The organism is Paenibacillus sp. JNU01 (genome assembly GCF_059130585.1).
The window spans coordinates 4506300-4523222 of record NZ_CP169723.1; the positions used below are offsets into that span (position 1 = coordinate 4506300).

Consider the following 16923-nt stretch of genomic DNA (forward strand, 5'->3'; position numbering starts at 1 on the left):
TTACGAAGGTAAACAGAGAGGATGAGAGAATTGCCAACGAGCAAGAAGGAACAAATTATTTTCGGCTTAATGATGTGTACAGGAATGGTCCTGGTGATGATGACTTTCAATCTGTGGCACACTGGGATACTGGGCAAGTTGTCCCCGCTTGAGATTCTGTTTCAATTCATATTGTGTTTTGTCATCGCTTTTCTGGTGGAGTCCTTCATTGTTGGCCCTGTAGCGAGAAAAATTGCATTTTCCTTACCTTTTGACAAGTCCAACAAGATCCTTGGCGTGCTGGTCATGTCATTTTTCATGGTGATTGGTATGGTTCTGATCATGTCCTTGTACGGAATGATTTCAGCGTATCTTGCGGACCAATTAAATGGGGTATCCGTACTTGGTACGTACCTGCATACAATCGCTCGTAATTTCAGTCTGGCACTTCCATATCAGTTGATCATACTAGGGCCGCTCGTACGATATGTATTCGGTAAATTCATCAAGAGCAACGGGCATATAATGCCTACTGTTAGCAAAAGTGTGTAATTCCGATGGCCTTAAAGTATTTCCTGGGCAATCTTGTGCAAATGAATAGATCGTAACGAATCGAGAACACTTTATTAAGTCGGTTCTTGGGGAATGAAAAATCTAACGAATCTTAGCGGCGTTAATATGCCAAAAAAATGCAACAAGACCTTGATTTGAAGCTAATTATCTACAATAACTTCTCTAAGGTTCGTTAGATTTCGAACATACAGAAATGGAGCGGAATAGCGTGTGCTGGGTTCGTAAAAAACAGAGTAACGCTACCAAAAATGTCTACCATCAAGTCATGACAGTAGACATTTCGATTTCTTTAATAGGTAATTCTGATTCTATCGCTCTGGACTGTATCACCCATAGCTGTTAAGTTGCTGGATCGACCACATGTTTGTTCTGCCACTGATACGTGATCACACTAATGACAAGCAGGCCAACTGCAAAGATGGCAAGCATCCATGCAGACTGATTAACCGCCAGATGATCAAGACTCCATCCCGTGGTCAAAGGCAAAATGGCACCGCCAACCCCACCTGAGGCAATCAAAATGCTGGGTGTGGATTCTTCGGTTCCAGGCAGCAGTTTACTGGCGAAGACTAGGGCAATCGAGAAAATGCCCGACATCGCAAGTCCGAGTAGTAAGATGATGAGAAACGCAGACCAGATTTGGTCTGTAAATGGAAACACCATTAACAAAAGAACAGATGCGAGACAACTGTACAGCACATAGACGCGGTATTGGAATTTCTCTGCGATATATCCCGCGAAGAGTCGTCCTACAGACATGGCAATCCAGAAGCAGGTGACACTAAGCGCTGCTCCGGCTTCCTTCATATTCATTTTCTCAATCAGGATCGCTGGCATGAAGTTTGCAAGGCTCATCTCGGTGCCAACATAAAGGAAGAAGAACAGGACGAACAGAACCAGAAGAGTCAGGTTGCGTCCACGATAGGTTGGGCCGGGTATACGGGTATCTGCGGAATGCGGTTCACCTGATGCACCGGCAGTGTGAGTGTGTCTCGAAGCATCGGCTGGCTTTCGTCGCTCCAGAACCTTGTCCAGCTCACCGAATGATCCTTTCGCCCAGAAAGCAAAGGTCAGCGCTGCGCAGATCGCAACAACGAGAAAGGATAAACGCCAGTATCCGGCAGCAATCAGACCGCTGGCCATGAGCGGCATGATCATCGCTCCGATCCCGAATAACACTTCCAGTCGGCTCATGGCAACAGCAGTATTGTCTTTGATTGCAGCGATGATAATGGTGCCAATGACAGCTTCAACCATTCCGAATCCGAAACCGGCAGCGGGTGCGATGACGTACATCCAGCCCCATGGCGGCAACAGCATGTAGGATAATTCTGCGATACAGAGCAATGCTGTCGCGATTAACAGGCCTCCCCTTTTACCAAAGCGTCGGTTCAGCCACGGAGATAACAATACACCGCCCAGGAATCCGGCAAATTGAGCGAAGATCAATGTCCCGCCCTGGCTATAATCTTTGCCGTAATGTTCCAGTGCAACGGGCAGAATGGAACCAAGCACAACGTGGGCAAGTCCAATGAGGAAATAGGAGAGACACCCGATCCAAAGTAATTTTTTCATAAAGAACTCCTTCTACATATATACATAAGTTGAGGATCACAATAAAGCGCAACCATGAAGACAAAGTCTATCATAACAGGACAGGTTACGTTGTGCCATGAATTCCTGATCTATACAAAAGGTTGCAATCTGGTCTATCGTTCGTATATACTGAGACACAACAATTACAGATCGGACCATGCCGTTGATGAGCATCCAACTCGGAGGCGTTTTCGCCAGGGGAGCGATATTTCCCCAAGTTAACCGGAACCGCCCGTTATCGCGGACCAAGAGGCTGGAAGCAGGATATCCTGATTCAGCAAGTTGGGTGGCACCGCGAGCAGAGCGCTCCTCGTCCCAAGGGATGAGGGCGCTCTTTGTATTTTTACAGCCAAAGGAGACGGTGACCATGTTGGAAATGAAGTGGATTCGGGCACACGCAGAAGAGGTTCAGGCGGCAGCAGACGGGAAAAAAATCAAGATTAACATTCGCACATTGCTGGAGCGGGATGAGGAACGCAGAGCACTTTTGCAGGAATCGGAAGAAGGGCGCAGATTACGCAATACGTTATCCGCAGACATCGGCAGACTCATGCAAGCCGGGAATCGGGAAGAGGCCGATGGTTTGCGGGCGCAGGTGAAACAGATCAATGAACAGTTGGAACAGGTGGAAGCGAAGCTCGCCCCTGTGCAGGAGGAAGTAACCAGGCTGCAATGGCTGGTACCTAATATCGTATCCCCGGATACCCCGAAAGGCACGTCGGATGAGGATAATGTGGAATTGCGACGTGTGGGAGAGGTTCCAACGTTCGAGTATACCACCAAAGATCACGTGGAACTTGGGGAGTTGCATGATCTGATCGATATTCCCCGTGGCGTTAAGATTGGTGGTACAAGAAGCTATGTATTGAAAGGCGCTGGCCTGTTATTACATCGGGCAGTACAACAACTGGCGCTGGATCTGTTGCTGAAGCACGGCTTTACACCAATGGAGGTTCCGCTGATGGTCCGGGAGGATGCACTGGTGAACACCGGATTCTTCCCAACGGGTCGAGATCAGGTCTACGAACTCGAAGGGGAGAACAAGTGGCTGGTGGGGACTTCTGAAGTGCCGCTTGTCTCGTATTATGCGGATGAGATTGTCGATGTGAAGGAGCCGGTGAAGCTGGCCGCGGTATCGACGTGTTTCCGTAGTGAGGTTGGCTCCGGCGGACGTGATGTACGCGGATTGTACCGTGTGCATCAGTTTGCCAAAGTCGAGCAGGTCATTCTCTGTGCCCCTGATGCGGAAGAATCGGAGCGCATGCTGCAAGAGATTACGGGACACGCTGAGGAATTGCTGCAATTACTTGAACTGCCGTATCGTGTTGTCGCCGTGTGCACCGGAGATATGTCGCAGAAAACGTACAAACAGTATGACATCGAGACCTGGATGCCGAGCCGTGGTGCATATGGGGAAACCCATTCGTCGTCGAATCTGCATGATTTTCAGGCTCGCCGTTCGAATATTCGTTGCCTGGATGCCGAGGGTAAGTTGGCCTATTGTCACACGCTGAATAATACGGCGGTGGCATCGCCGCGTATCCTGATTCCGTTGCTTGAGAATCATCAGCAAGAGGATGGAAGTATTCGCATTCCGGTAGCCCTGCGGCCCTATATGGGAGGCGTGGAGAGCTTGATTTTGCCAGAGCAGGATGAAGTGAAGTAGAGAGGTTATGTGACGCTTTAGGCAGTAGAAAAGGGGATGTTCCACACGTCAAGTTACATGTGACGAGGGACATCCCCTTTTAAACGGTAACGCTATTGAATCAACCAATCCCCTAAATATTTGTGCCAAATTTAACAGATTTGGTTAGTGCTCGGACCTAAGGTATAGCTTACTTTCTTGATCACAAATTTCTTCGTTATATGTAAGTAAATAAAATTATTTCTTAAATGTTAACGCAGCTTCCATTCACGCTCGTTAATGATTTCAATTTGTCCAGATTCAAGGGCCTTTTTGAAACGATTGCGGGCTGTTTTCATCAATAGAACCATTTCGTCTTCAGGACGAATCATGGTGGATGTCGAAGTGACGATAGATTTCATACGTTTACGATTATTTTTAGGTGAAACCATATCAAGCAAATTCTTTTCGATCATACATATCCCACCCCCATCTTTTAGGTTTATTGAAACAGTATTACGCGACCTTCCCATATTATACAATGAAAATCATGAATTGTTCCATGACTCCCACTTACGTTATTCAACTTTATGCTAATCGTATCCGATATAATATAATAGAAGTAAAATATTGGATTATGGGAGATGGAGATAGAAATGAGTAGAATCAAACTGGCGCTTCGAGGCACGCTTGCTCTAATTATGACATTAACAATACTTGTCCCTTCGTTGGCCTTGGCGGCTACAGGTGATGTGACATCGATTGAAATAACCAATAACAGTCCGCAGAAGATGAGTGTATCCGAAACAGCTACACTTCAGGTGATGGCCACGGTAGAAGGTTTTGATAATAAGCAGGATGTTACCGAAGGCGTGACTTGGTCCACCAGTAATGCAGCAGTTGCAACGATGGTGAAAGGCAAAGTCAAGGCTGTGGCCGCAGGCGAAGCAACCATTTTTGCAGAAGTAGACGGGGTTAAGGCCCAGTTGGTTGTGCAAGTTCAGGAGAAGATTAAAAGCATCAAAGCTTCACCAAACTCCTATAATTTTGTTAAAGGCAGTGAAAACACCCTCCCGAAAGTAAGCATTACACGTGCGAACGGAAAGGTAGAGGATGTGACGTCTGAGATTGTATGGTCGGTATCAAGTAGCACGGCTGTGCTGGAAAACGGTAAAATCAAAGGCGTTACGCCAGGCAGAGTATTGCTTCAAGGCAAATACGGAACGACGATTGTGAAAGTGCCCGTTGCTGTGACGGACGTAATTACCAAAGTTGAGGTTACACCTGCATCCATGCAGCTGAACATCAAGAAGTCAAAAGCATTGAAGGTGATTGGCACCTATGCAAACGGCAAAACGATCAACCTTTCGAAACAAGTGATATGGACCTCTTCCAATACAAATGTGGCTATCGTGAAAAATGGAGCAGTCAAAACGCTGACAGAAGGAAAAGCCACCTTGACAGGAACTTATCAAAATCAGACAATAAAGGCAGAGGTTACCGTTGTACCTTTGCTCAAAAAGCTAATTACAGGTCAGAAAAAACTGGTTTTATCCCCACAGGGAAGTACAACGCTAAGTGTGATGGCCCAGTATGATACGGGTAAAACCACTGTTGTGACTGACAGTGCGGTGTGGAGTAGCACAAAGCCGAGCGTAGCGACAGTAACGAATGGCAAGATTGTAGCTGTAGGCAAAGGTAAAACATCCATAACGGCCAAGTGGGGCAACAAAAAAGTGACCATCCCTGTTACGGTAAAATAAATATATATATATAATGAAGCACTTTGCATAAATCCAAACATAAATTCAGTACATCATCACATTAACAGCATTATATGATCAAGGGTATCAGACAATTAGGGGCGTAGACATACGCTCCTTTTTGGATATATAGAAATAGGGATCTGGAATGCCTTCTGTTTTAACAACAATATAACGGGAATGGGTGGGATGAATATGAAAGCTTCGATTATCAGCTCGGACCCTAACTCTAGTGATCTGGCTTACCTGAAATATCTTCTTCTATCCCTAAGTTCCATACTTACAGCTCAACGGAGTACTACGATTGAATGCATGAAGCAACGCACCTATGAAAAATACAGAGAAGGTTACCATTTAAGATGTCATGTGGAAGAGGAGATACCTGAATGACAGATCCAATGCAACCGGAAAACTGGCCGGCCTGGGCGACAGAGTCGGTAGAGATCGCTCCGCCCAATACGAATTGGGACTTGCAGGCTCAGGAAGAAATTCGGCAACTTCAACACCTTTTAGAGCAATTTAATATCCATCAATTCGAACATATTGGAAGTACATCCATACCAGGGTTACCCGCCAAACCCATTATTGATCTGATGGCAGAGGTTCAGTCATGGGATGACATGGATCGGATTGCCGATCAGTTGAATCCGTTGGGCTGGAACTACGTTCCACCTGAACTGGATGGACGGGAGTACAGACGATTCTGGGTCAGGGTTAAGGATGGAAAGAGAGCTGTACACCTTCATCTGATGCGCCCGGGAGAAGAACGCTGGGATCGTCAAATTCGTTTTCGGGATGTGCTGAGAAAACGCCCAGATCTGGTGGAAGCTTACGCCGTCCTGAAGACGAAGCTTGCTGATGAGAACAAGGAAGATAGGGAATCGTATACCGCGGCCAAAACGCAATTTATTTTACAAGTGCTTGATGAAGGCGTGTGATTGATTGAAAATCGTACTTATCAGAGACAGGCTGATCTATTTCTTCGCAGTCATGATGACCATGGCGGCAGGACTCGCATCCAGACACTATGGTGAACGATTGCCGGGTTGGGTGTACGAACATTTCGGGGATGCATGTTGGGCGGGTATGATTTATTTCGGAGTACGCATGGTGTGGCCTCGTCGCAGTTTGGTATGGGCGATGTGTTTGAGCTGTGCATTCAGCTGGATGATTGAGTTCGCACAGTTGATTCAGACGCCTTGGCTGATTGAAATACGTTCAACCGTATGGGGTGCACTTATTTTGGGACATGGTTTTCTGGTGATCGATCTGATTCGATATATGGTCGGTATTCTATGCATGGTTATGATCGATCGTTATTTCCTGAGAAATAAGATGGGTGGAACCTGAACTCAAGTGAATCATGGAGGTATGCTGAATGAATGTAGAAAAACTTTTTGCCGAATCACCCGAATTCGAAACACAGCGCTTAAGACTGAGACGTCTTACGATGGATGATCTCGACGAATATTATGCGTTTGCCTCTGATCCAAGGGTGAGTCAGCAAAGCTTGTGGAATTGCCATGAGACGGTTGAAGATTCAATGCAATATATTCAGCGGGTACTGGATAATTATGAACGGAAAACGGTCCATATCTGGGCTTTTGTCCTGAAGGAAACAGGGACGTTAATCGGGAGAGGTGGCATTTTTCATCTCAACGAAGACATGCAAAGTGCTGAATTGGGATACGCGATAGCCAGCAGTCAATGGGGCAAGGGGCTCGCTGTAGAAGCGATGCAACCCATCGTGGATTATTGTTTTCAGGAACTGGACTGCAACCGGCTGGAAGGGAAATGTAATGCAGGCAACATAGGCTCAGCACGTGTCATGGAGAAACTGGGCATGTCGTATGAAGGTTTGCTGCGTAAACAGTTGAAGATCAAAGGTATCTTTACAGATCAAAAAATGTACTCCCGTATCCGGGATGATCTATAATATTTCCAACGACACATAGGGTACATCGCAGAAAATGAAGGAGGCGGAACCATGATCTACAGTATTATTTCCCGTTCATTGTGGGAGGAAGTGTCCAAGGGCAGTGAGTATGCACCAGACAGCCTGGAGACAGACGGATTCATTCATTGTTCCACCAAGGAACAGATTCCATGGGTAGCCGGGCAATATTATGCAGGTCGCACGGATCTGTTATTGCTTAGTATTGATGAGAAGGCGTTAAAGCCGGAACTGGTGTATGAAGATCTATACGAATTGAATGAACTATTTCCACATATTTATGGAGAACTTAATTTGGATGCAGTACGTAAAGTCATTCCATTTGAACCGAATGCTGATGGTACATTCTCATTTCCTGAATAAAGGCAAGTGACGTATCGGGATGAACGTGATCAGGGCGATATTACTTTTTTCGAAGGGTGGTTAACGGGTGGATATGAATCAGGTTTTTCTGGAAACGGCGGAGAAGCAATTTCTGTATTACAAGCAGCTCGGGGAAAAAGCTATGGCGCAACTGGAGTCCGAGCAGTTGTTTCAATCCTGGAATGAAGACGCGAACAGCATCGCGGTGATTGTAAAACATCTCTGGGGCAATATGCTGTCCCGTTGGACAGAGGTACTGACAACAGATGGAGAGAAACCTTGGCGTGAACGGGATGCCGAATTCGTGAATGATATTGCTTCCCGGGAAGAGTTGATCGCCAAATGGGAGGAAGGCTGGACATGCCTGCTCGAAGCCATTCGTTCATTTACCCCGGAACAATTGTCTCATATCATATATATTCGCAATGAAGGACATACCGTCATGGAGGCCATTATTCGGCAATTGGCGCACTATCCATATCATGTCGGACAGATTGTATTTGCCGCGAAAATGCTTAAAGAAACAGCGTGGGACAGTCTCTCGATCCCGAGAAACGGATCTGCTCAATATAATGGCGGCAAATTTGCCAAGCCAAAGGCACGCAAACATTTTACAGAAGATGAACTTCATATCGAAAAAGGTGAGGAACAACAATGACTGAAATTGCACTGATTCGCCATGGAAGCACAGCGTGGAATAAGGAAAAACGTTCTCAGGGCCAGACGGACAATCCGCTGGATCAGGAGGGAAGGGAACAAGCGGTTTTACTTGCAACGAGACTGGCAGAGGAATCATGGGATGCCATCTATGCAAGTGACTTGGAACGTGCAAGTGAGACGGCTCGCATCATTGGTGATCGCTTGGGCATTCAGGAGATCCATCTGGACTCCAGACTTCGCGAGATGGGCGGAGGACAGGTCGAAGGAACGACGGAAGAGGAACGGTTAGCCAAGTGGGGAGCGGACTGGAGTACCCTGGATCTGGGACGGGAGCTTGCAGATGCAGGGACTGTTCGAGGCAGTGCAGTGCTTGAAGAGATTGTACAGCAGCATCCTGATGGCAAAGTAATCGTGGTCAGTCACGGAGCCGTCCTGCGGAATACATTACGAGGTCTGGTGCCTGAGCTTGATATTAGTGTGAAGCTGTCCAATACATCCATTACGCGGATTGCCAAGAAAGATGATACATGGCAATGCGAACTGTACAATTGCAGCGTGCATTTGAATTCGTCCAAGGATGCACAATAGATGGATGCTCTGACGTTAAAGCAAAAATTGCAGCATATCCAGTCAGCTAATCGGTCCATAGACCATGTGGAACAACCTTACGAATTGGCGCTGCATATGATGAAACATATTGGCAGTCCTGACCCTGTCCTGCGGGATGAATTGATCTATATTACGTTTGCAACCTGGATTGGAAAGGGTGTATTTACGGAAGACGAGCTGAGGCATCTGTTGCAGTTGGCTCTGGATGATCAGCACCTCTTCCATGGCATCGGAGAGCAGGGAACGGACAGTGTGTTTACACGGACGTTCTCCATATTGTTACTGCCTCCAATCCTGAATCTGGATCGTGAGAAACCTTTCCTGAACAAGGTGGATATCGCAGGGATTCATCATCGGTTGATTACATATCTGGCATGTGAAAAAGATCTTCGCGGCTATGTCGATGATAAGGGCTGGGCGCATGCCCCCGCACATGCGGCGGATGCGGTTGAAGACCTGGCTCAGTCACCATATCTGGAGCGAATGGAACTGCTGGAACTTCTGCATACAATCAGTCGGAAAATAACCGAATCAAGTGACGTTTACATCCATGATGAAGATCAGCGAATAGCGCATGCTGTAGTGACCATTCTTCGTCGCAATCTGCTGGAGCAAAAAGATATTACGTTGTGGATCGATTCCCTTCATCAAGAAACTAAGGCAGTAAACAGATCATTTCTGGATACCAGTCATAGGGACCTGAATGTGCGTCTGTTTTTGCAGACACTGTATCTTGCGATACGTACAGAAGAAGACGAGCCGTTTCCGGCGGTTCGTTCACTAGTATTGCTGACATTGGAGAGAGATAAATAACGATACGCTAAACGTGTGGACAGAGGGGAGATCGCGCATGAGCGAATTACCGTATGCTTGGACAAAGGAGATTTTGTTTCCGCTGGGTGAGACAGCCGTTATCATCGATTGCGGGGATCACTTGTCTGTCGCGGTACAGCGCAGAGTGGCGTCTGTATGTGCTTTGCTGGAAAAAAGAACTCTGCCTGCCATGATCGAATGGGTGCCTTCATACACATCCGTTACACTATTTTATAATCCGTTCATCTCCCCGTACCCCGAGTTGTGCCGCGCTCTGCTTCAACAGTTGAACCAAATGAAGGAATCCGTACAAGACAAGCCCAGAACGGTCACGATTCCCGTATGTTACGGTGGCGAATGGGGGCCTGATCTGGACTATGTTGCCAGTGAGCATGGACTGACCTCAGAGGACGTTATTGCAATTCATACATCCGGGGATTATCTGGTCCATATGATTGGATTTGCCCCAGGTTTTCCGTATCTCGGTGGGTTATCTGAACGGATTGCTACGCCCAGACGGGCAACGCCAAGGCTTCGGGTAGAGGCCGGTACAGTAGGGATTGGGGGCAAACAGACGGGAATCTATCCGGTAGATACACCCGGAGGATGGCAATGTATTGGACGAACGCCCCTCCGGTTGTTTCGGCCGGATGAGAAGGTACCAAGTTTGCTGGCAGCAGGTGATCGGGTTCGATTTGAACAGATTACGAAGCAGGACTATCTGGCGTTGAAGCGGATGGAGGATGAACGATGAGTGTTGAAGTGATTCGTCCTGGGCTGTTATCTACCATTCAGGATGAAGGCAGAACCGGCTATCGCCGGTATGGTATTCATCCTGGCGGGGTCATGGACACCTTTGCAGCCAGAGCCGCCAATATGCTTGTGGGCAATCCCCGAAATGCAGCACTGCTGGAGATGACGATGACGGGGCCGGAGCTTCGATTTCAGGAGAGCCAGCTAGTCTCATTATGTGGGGGGGATCTGACAGCAACGGTCGATCATCTGCCTGTACCTTTGTGGCGTCCTGTGCTGGTGCGGGCTGGAAGTGTAATGAAATTTGGCCCGTGTCGTCATGGCTTGCGTTGTTATCTGGCGTTAGCGGGTGGAATAGCTGCACCGGAAGTGATGGGCAGTCGAAGTACAGATCTTAAGACAGGTATTGGCGGTGTGGAAGGAAGAGCCCTGCGTGCGGCAGACCTGTTATCTACAGGTGAACCTTCTGGTGAAGCACAAGTATGGATGAAACGTATGGAGCAGCAGGTAGAAGAAAGTGAGCGGGGCCGCCGAATATTGGCACCTGCGTGGTTCTTATCTGAACGTGAAAGACCTGACTATTATGGGAGAGCTGTTATTCGTGTGATGGAGAGCAAGGACAGCTCGCTGTTCAGCGAGGCAAGTCTGGGACATTTCTATGCCGAAAAATACGTAATCTCTCCGCAATCCGATCGGATGGGCTATCGCCTGCAAGGCTCCAGACTGGAGCTGAATCAGCCGCTGGATCGGCTGTCAGAAGCCGTTACCTATGGCACGGTGCAGGTGCCACCCGATGGTCAGCCGATCATCTTGATGGCAGACCATCAGACGATTGGAGGTTATCCTGTCATAGCACAGGTAGCTCAGGTGGATATGCCAATCCTGGCTCAGGCTAGGCCGGGAACCCGAATTTCTTTTGCACAGATTACGCATGATCAAGCCCGGCAGTTGTACATGGAACAGGAGATCAATATGCAGCTCATGGATAAGCTGATACGCAGAAGAATGGCAAGAATGGAGGGCGCTCAATGAATACCTCAAAAACCTTGGATATCAATTGTGATCTGGGCGAAAGTTATGGTATATATCGCACGTTATCGGACGAAGCCATTCTGCCCTTAATTACGTCAGCCAATATAGCCTGCGGGTTTCATGCAGGGGACCCGGCTACGATGCGGATCACGGTGGAGAAGGCATTGGAGCATCAGGTGGCAATTGGCGCTCACCCCGGATTGCCGGATCTGCAAGGGTTTGGCAGAAGACGTATGGACATTACGCCACGGGAAGCATATGACATGGTGGTGTATCAGATCGGTGCGCTGGATGCCTTTGTCCGTGCAAGTGGGGGGCGAATGCATCACGTGAAACCGCACGGCGCCTTATACAATATGGCTGCAGAAGATACGAAGCTTGCTGAAGCCATCGTGGAGGCGATCTATCAAGTACAACCCGAGCTGTATTTGTATGGTCTGGCGGGCAGTAAGCTGATTCACGCTGCGGATCGCATCGGTCTGCGCAGTGTGAGCGAGGTGTTTGCGGATCGAACCTATGGGGCGGATGGTAAGCTAACCCCTCGAAGCCAAGCGGGGGCTGTCATTGAAGAGTCGGGACAAGCGATTGCTCAAGTGCTCCAGATGGTGAAAGACGGCGTGGTTGTATCCACGGATGGCACGCGGGTTTCCATGAAGGCAGAGACGGTATGTATCCACGGTGACGGAGCGAATGCTCTAGCATTTGCTCAAGAGATTCGTCGTGTGCTGGAATCGGAAGGCATTCAGTTATCCGCGCACAATTCTGGAATGACAAGGAGTGAAAGAACAGAATGAAACCCATACGTAACTCGGCGAAGGCCGTTATTGTGCAGGATGGACGACTGCTGGTCATTCGGCTGGAAGACCAATATGGTACCGCTTATGTGTTCCCGGGTGGAGGACAGGAGAAAGGTGAAGAACTCAAGGATGCAGTCGCACGTGAATGTCTGGAGGAGATTGGCCAGGTTGTGAACGTGGGAGAGTTGTTGCATATTCGAGAGTATATCGGAAAAAATCATGAATTCGCCGAGTGGGATGCAGATATCCACCAGGTTGAATTTTATTTTGCGTGCAGCCTGATCGATCCGGAGGCAACTATTTTTGAAGGCTCCAATCCTGACGACCATCAAGTCGCCGTGGAATGGATTGCTCTGGAAGAGCTGTCTCAGGTTCGTTTATATCCAAAAACCATTGGTGAGTTACTGCTTCAATCGGGTTCTTCATCAATCTATCTTGGAGATTTGAATTAAATCAGATATGAAGAAAATGACGCGCTAATCCCTGTATGTAAACATTTTCATAAAGGACTTTTCCAATTTTGTCACGTTTGCAAACAGGTTCATGGGATTCACCATAGGTGAGGTGGGTACACTATAAGTACAGGCTTATTACAGAGCAGCATTAAGCTGGCGCTAGTGATAAGCGATTAATGAACTGTCATTAAACAAAAGAGAGAGTAATAACTACAATTCTCTTTGTACTTTTATTATTCACCCTTAATTGGGAGAACAGTAGACGTAGTGGAGGGGACGGAATCGATTCTGAGGAAGCGAAGCGTTCGCATGTATCTTGAATTTTTATTCATATATCCTTTGGAATTAAGCATTCACACGATAACGGAGAGGACAGAAGAAACCTGAAAAAGCGAAGCGCTCGCCTTTATCACCGGATTTTTCCCTTTGAGAGAAGGAAATCAGAAAATCTGGGGGTAACAGCGATTGGAAGGTTGTTCTGTCATCGTAGTACCAGTGTGAATCGGTTTTAATCCAATGTATATGAGGAAGAGATCAGGATCATCGTGAGATAACAGCGATCCAAAGAACGATCCGTACCCGGAACGGCCGCCTACATAGTCCTCCCAATATTCCCCCAAACCGAAAGGAGCACTTCCCATGAACCAGACTGAATTGGAACAAAACATTGTAAAAGCATTGGAAAACAACCCTTTTTGCAGCTTCTCGACTGTAGAGAATAGTAAACCGAAATCCCGCTATATGGCGCTTTTCAACGATGGACTGAACATTCATCTGGCAACGAACCGCCGTACACACAAAGTAGAGGAACTGGAGAATAATCCGAATGTTAGCCTGCTGCTTGGTTATGAGGCTGGTGGTTCCAAGGAAGTCGTTGAGATTGAAGGAACCTGTGAAGTGACCAAGAACGAAGGTTTGCGTGAGCAAGTATGGAATGACGAACTGAAGGCGTGGTTCGATGGACCTAATGATCCGAACTATGTCATTCTGGACATCACTCCGACTCGTATTGAATATACAGGGAAAGATCATGAACATCATGTGTGGGAACAATAATCCAACGATGAAAATAACCTCTGCAAATTAGCGTCCTTATGCGGAATGCGCGCAGAATTCACTCCAACCGTGAAAGCCTTTAAGGTTTCACGGTTTTTGATATGAGTGAATAATGATGAATGGATATACATGTAAGAAACATGTAATATACGTATTTTAAAGCTAGTGAGCACTAAATACCTACTAAAATGTTGAAAAAAATGTCGAAATCACGCATGATAATGTAAACCGGCCTAGATATGTGCGGGTAATGTAAAAAATAATGCTTTTCAATGGCTGAACATTGCGTTATGATTTGGAATGTAAACGACAAGCACAGACATAAATAGATGTTCATGTGAGATAAACTTACCTGAAATTCGGATGCATGTCATCAGAGCGTCAGTACGCACAACCCATGAAATCTATCTTTTTTCTGCGCTCTTCGTTTGCCCAATAATGCATGATTCAATGTACATAACCGGGAGGGGTTATTTTGAAAACGAGTAAAAAAGTATTATCAAGCCTGACTGCCGCTTTGGTTGCATTAAACGTGCTTGCGGTGTTTCCGGTACCTGTATCGGCTGCGGATGCTGCCAAAGTTAAACTGCGGATCATGGAGACAACAGACATTCATGACAATCTGATTAACTACGACTATTATTCCGACAAAGAGACAGATCAGTATGGACTTGCCAAAACAGCTACACTCATCAAGAAAGCGCGTGATGAAGCCAAGAACAGCTTGCTGTTCGACAATGGTGATCTGATTCAGGGTAACCCGCTGGGAGACTATGTGGCGAAGATTGATCCACTGAAAAAGGGTGAAACTCACCCTGTATATAAAGCGATGAATCTGCTCGATTATGATGCAGGTAACATCGGTAACCATGAGTTCAACTATGGTCTGGACTTCCTGGACATGACGCTGGAGGGAGCGAACTTCCCTTACATTAATGCCAATGTCTATGTAGACGATGGTGATGATGATGAGACGAATGACAAAAATTACTTCACACCGTATGAGATTTTGGATAAAAAAGTAACGGACGAGACTGGCAAGGAACATACGATCAAAGTGGGTGTGATCGGATTTGTACCGCCACAAGTCATGCAGTGGGACAGCGCTAACCTTGAAGGCAAGGTCATCGCCAAGGATATTATTGCTACCGCTAAAAAATTCATTCCAAAAATGAAAGCCGAAGGTGCGGATATTATTGTAGCCATTCCTCACTCCGGATTTGAGGATATCCCTCAAACGGACCTGATGGAGAACTCCGTACTGTACCTGAGTCAGGTAGAAGGCATTAATGCCATTCTGTTTGGACATGCTCACAAAGTATTCCCAAGTGCTGATTTTGCCGGCAAAAAAGGGGTAGACCTTGAGAAAGGCACAATCAATGGCGTTCCTGCTGTTGAGCCAGGTTTCTGGGGTGATCATCTGGGTATTATCGATCTGGACCTGGAGCTGGTAGATGGCAAATGGAAAGTGGTGGATTCCAAAACGGAAGCACGTCCGATCTATGACACTGAGAACAAAAAGCCACTGGTAGATGCGGATAAAGACATCATTGATGCGGTTCATGAAGAGCATGAAGGTACATTGGAGTATGTTCGTGGTCCAGTAGGCGAAACGACAGCACCGATCAACAGCTTCTTCGCTCTGGTTCAGGATGATCCATCCATTCAGATCGTAACGAATGCACAGAAATGGTATGTCGAAAAACATATGCAAGGTACGGAATATGAGAAAATCCCTGTATTGTCGGCAGGTGCACCATTCAAAGCGGGTGGACGTTCAGGCGCTTCGTATTACACGAATATTCCTAAAGGCACCATTGCGATCAAAAACGTTGCTGACCTGTACGTGTATCCAAATACGGTACATGCTGTAATGGTTAACGGCGCAGAACTGAAAGAATGGCTGGAATGGTCTGCAGGCCAGTTCAACCAGATCGACCCGGCTAAAGGTGGACAACAGCAACTGATCAATAATGACTTCCCAACGTACAACTTCGATGTTATCGATGGGGTAACGTATCAGATTGATGTGACCCAACCAGCCAAATACGATGGCAAAGCTGCGATCGTTAATGCATCTGCAAGCCGGATTAAGGACCTGAGCTTTAACGGCAAACCGGTTGACCCAGCGCAAAAATTCATTGTAGCGACAAATAACTACCGTGCTTCTTCATCCAAACTGGCTAACCCGGACGGCAAACGGATCGTTCTGGCTGCACCGGATGAGAACCGTCAAGTGATCATCGACTACATCCGTGAAAATAAAACGATTAATCCGGCAGCGGACGGTAACTGGTCCCTGGCACCAATCAAACCATCTGCGGGTGTAACTGCAGCGGCGTTGAACGATCTTGAAGTTGTGTTTGCTTCTTCCCCGGATGCGAAAGGTCTGGTTGAAGCGAATCCGGCGATGTCGTTCATCGGTACGAACAAAGAAGGTTTTGCAGAGTATGGCTTGAAACTGACAGGTGAAGCACCGACAACACCTGAAACAGGTACGGAGCCAGCACCGACGCCTAAACCAACTCCAACACCAACGCCTAAGCCACAACCTGAGAAACCGGCAACTAGCAACAAGGTTGTATACGTGGTGAAAAAAGGGGATAACCTGTACCGCATCGGTTTGAAATATGGTGTGGACTGGCGCAAGCTGGCAACAGCTAACAAAATCTCAAATGTGCATAACCTGAAAGTTGGACAGAAAATCGTGATTCCCGCTTCATAACGTTTAATAAGCGGAGAGGAGGAGACCGACAGTCATCAGACTGTCGGTCTTTTTTCTGCAATTTTTGAATATATTTGTTTCAACAACCGTCATATACGAAGTCATCAAAACAGTAGAGATTAATTTTAAGACCCATGATATAATATTTACAAACTTTGGGTATATACCAGT

18 protein-coding genes are annotated in these 16923 nt (G+C 47.0%); 16 read left to right on the plus strand and 2 right to left on the minus strand.

The window, feature by feature from the left end; translation table 11 throughout:
- Positions 1–30: 30 nt before the first annotated feature.
- Positions 31–531: a DUF2798 domain-containing protein gene (locus NLBNIHML_RS19720; RefSeq protein ID WP_494352575.1), complete on the plus strand. Its 501-nt coding sequence runs from the start codon at positions 31–33 to the stop codon at positions 529–531.
- A 360-nt stretch (positions 532–891) separates the two neighbouring features.
- Here NLBNIHML_RS19720 and NLBNIHML_RS19725 read toward each other — a convergent pair whose 3' ends face one another.
- Complete coding sequence (locus NLBNIHML_RS19725) at positions 892–2127, minus strand: MFS transporter (RefSeq protein WP_494352576.1); 1236 nt, start codon at positions 2125–2127, stop codon at positions 892–894.
- 388 nt (positions 2128–2515) lie between these two features.
- Here NLBNIHML_RS19725 and serS point away from each other — a divergent pair, with 388 nt between their 5' ends.
- Positions 2516–3814 (plus strand): serine--tRNA ligase, encoded by a 1299-nt coding sequence (gene serS, locus NLBNIHML_RS19730; RefSeq protein WP_494352577.1) that lies wholly within the window; start codon positions 2516–2518, stop codon positions 3812–3814.
- Between the two features lie 230 nt (positions 3815–4044).
- Here serS and NLBNIHML_RS19735 read toward each other — a convergent pair whose 3' ends face one another.
- Complete coding sequence (locus tag NLBNIHML_RS19735) at positions 4045–4248, minus strand: hypothetical protein (RefSeq protein ID WP_494352578.1); 204 nt, start codon at positions 4246–4248, stop codon at positions 4045–4047.
- Positions 4249–4428: 180 nt separating this feature from the next.
- Between NLBNIHML_RS19735 and NLBNIHML_RS19740 the strand changes: the two genes are divergently transcribed.
- The 14 genes from NLBNIHML_RS19740 (at position 4429) to NLBNIHML_RS19805 (ending at position 16752) form a co-directional block, all read left to right on the plus strand.
- Positions 4429–5535 (plus strand): Ig-like domain-containing protein, encoded by a 1107-nt coding sequence (locus NLBNIHML_RS19740; protein ID WP_494352579.1) that lies wholly within the window; start codon positions 4429–4431, stop codon positions 5533–5535.
- 386 nt (positions 5536–5921) lie between these two features.
- Positions 5922–6473, plus strand: coding sequence for a GrpB family protein (locus NLBNIHML_RS19745; protein ID WP_494352580.1), 552 nt, complete (start codon positions 5922–5924; stop codon positions 6471–6473).
- Positions 6474–6477: 4 nt separating this feature from the next.
- On the plus strand, positions 6478–6885 hold the full coding sequence (locus NLBNIHML_RS19750) for a ribosomal maturation YjgA family protein (RefSeq protein ID WP_494352581.1): 408 nt from the start codon (positions 6478–6480) through the stop codon (positions 6883–6885).
- A gap of 28 nt (positions 6886–6913) precedes the next feature.
- Positions 6914–7471: a GNAT family N-acetyltransferase gene (locus NLBNIHML_RS19755; RefSeq protein WP_339258532.1), complete on the plus strand. Its 558-nt coding sequence runs from the start codon at positions 6914–6916 to the stop codon at positions 7469–7471.
- 51 nt (positions 7472–7522) lie between these two features.
- Positions 7523–7852 (plus strand): DUF952 domain-containing protein, encoded by a 330-nt coding sequence (locus NLBNIHML_RS19760; protein ID WP_339258533.1) that lies wholly within the window; start codon positions 7523–7525, stop codon positions 7850–7852.
- A 67-nt stretch (positions 7853–7919) separates the two neighbouring features.
- The gene (locus tag NLBNIHML_RS19765) at positions 7920–8510 is read left to right on the plus strand and encodes a DUF1572 family protein (RefSeq protein ID WP_339258535.1); all 591 of its coding nucleotides are present in this window, start codon (positions 7920–7922) and stop codon (positions 8508–8510) included.
- Positions 8507–9100, plus strand: a complete 594-nt coding sequence (locus tag NLBNIHML_RS19770) for a histidine phosphatase family protein (RefSeq protein WP_339239256.1) — start codon at positions 8507–8509, stop codon at positions 9098–9100. Before NLBNIHML_RS19765 ends, NLBNIHML_RS19770 begins: the two co-directional genes overlap by 4 nt.
- Entirely contained in the window at positions 9101–9934 is an 834-nt protein-coding gene (locus NLBNIHML_RS19775; RefSeq protein ID WP_494352582.1) for a DUF2785 domain-containing protein, read from the plus strand.
- Positions 9935–9971: 37 nt separating this feature from the next.
- On the plus strand, positions 9972–10688 hold the full coding sequence (pxpB, locus tag NLBNIHML_RS19780; RefSeq protein ID WP_339258538.1) for a 5-oxoprolinase subunit PxpB: 717 nt from the start codon (positions 9972–9974) through the stop codon (positions 10686–10688).
- Positions 10685–11719, plus strand: coding sequence for a 5-oxoprolinase subunit C family protein (locus NLBNIHML_RS19785; protein ID WP_342571689.1), 1035 nt, complete (start codon positions 10685–10687; stop codon positions 11717–11719). The genes pxpB and NLBNIHML_RS19785 overlap by 4 nt, the downstream gene beginning before the upstream one ends.
- Entirely contained in the window at positions 11716–12513 is a 798-nt protein-coding gene (locus NLBNIHML_RS19790; protein WP_494352583.1) for a LamB/YcsF family protein, read from the plus strand. The genes NLBNIHML_RS19785 and NLBNIHML_RS19790 overlap by 4 nt, the downstream gene beginning before the upstream one ends.
- On the plus strand, positions 12510–12968 hold the full coding sequence (locus NLBNIHML_RS19795; protein ID WP_494352584.1) for an NUDIX domain-containing protein: 459 nt from the start codon (positions 12510–12512) through the stop codon (positions 12966–12968). Before NLBNIHML_RS19790 ends, NLBNIHML_RS19795 begins: the two co-directional genes overlap by 4 nt.
- Positions 12969–13610: 642 nt before the next feature.
- Entirely contained in the window at positions 13611–14027 is a 417-nt protein-coding gene (locus NLBNIHML_RS19800) for a pyridoxamine 5'-phosphate oxidase family protein (protein WP_494352585.1), read from the plus strand.
- A 475-nt stretch (positions 14028–14502) separates the two neighbouring features.
- Positions 14503–16752 carry a bifunctional 2',3'-cyclic-nucleotide 2'-phosphodiesterase/3'-nucleotidase gene (locus tag NLBNIHML_RS19805; protein ID WP_494352586.1) on the plus strand — a complete coding sequence of 750 codons (2250 nt, stop codon included), beginning with the start codon at positions 14503–14505 and terminating at the stop codon, positions 16750–16752.
- Positions 16753–16923: the final 171 nt, after the last annotated feature.

Coding starts and splice junctions, on each gene's coding strand:
- NLBNIHML_RS19740 (WP_494352579.1), top strand. CDS start 4,429: ATGAGTAGAATCAAACTGGCGCTTCGAGGCACGCTTGCTCTAATTATG.
- NLBNIHML_RS19770 (WP_339239256.1), top strand. CDS start 8,507: ATGACTGAAATTGCACTGATTCGCCATGGAAGCACAGCGTGGAATAAG.
- NLBNIHML_RS19795 (WP_494352584.1), top strand. CDS start 12,510: ATGAAACCCATACGTAACTCGGCGAAGGCCGTTATTGTGCAGGATGGA.
- NLBNIHML_RS19735 (WP_494352578.1), bottom strand. CDS start 4,248: ATGATCGAAAAGAATTTGCTTGATATGGTTTCACCTAAAAATAATCGT.
- NLBNIHML_RS19760 (WP_339258533.1), top strand. CDS start 7,523: ATGATCTACAGTATTATTTCCCGTTCATTGTGGGAGGAAGTGTCCAAG.
- NLBNIHML_RS19745 (WP_494352580.1), top strand. CDS start 5,922: ATGACAGATCCAATGCAACCGGAAAACTGGCCGGCCTGGGCGACAGAG.
- serS (WP_494352577.1), top strand. CDS start 2,516: ATGTTGGAAATGAAGTGGATTCGGGCACACGCAGAAGAGGTTCAGGCG.
- NLBNIHML_RS19785 (WP_342571689.1), top strand. CDS start 10,685: ATGAGTGTTGAAGTGATTCGTCCTGGGCTGTTATCTACCATTCAGGAT.
- NLBNIHML_RS19775 (WP_494352582.1), top strand. CDS start 9,101: ATGGATGCTCTGACGTTAAAGCAAAAATTGCAGCATATCCAGTCAGCT.
- NLBNIHML_RS19725 (WP_494352576.1), bottom strand. CDS start 2,127: ATGAAAAAATTACTTTGGATCGGGTGTCTCTCCTATTTCCTCATTGGA.
- pxpB (WP_339258538.1), top strand. CDS start 9,972: ATGAGCGAATTACCGTATGCTTGGACAAAGGAGATTTTGTTTCCGCTG.
- NLBNIHML_RS19800 (WP_494352585.1), top strand. CDS start 13,611: ATGAACCAGACTGAATTGGAACAAAACATTGTAAAAGCATTGGAAAAC.
- NLBNIHML_RS19790 (WP_494352583.1), top strand. CDS start 11,716: ATGAATACCTCAAAAACCTTGGATATCAATTGTGATCTGGGCGAAAGT.
- NLBNIHML_RS19755 (WP_339258532.1), top strand. CDS start 6,914: ATGAATGTAGAAAAACTTTTTGCCGAATCACCCGAATTCGAAACACAG.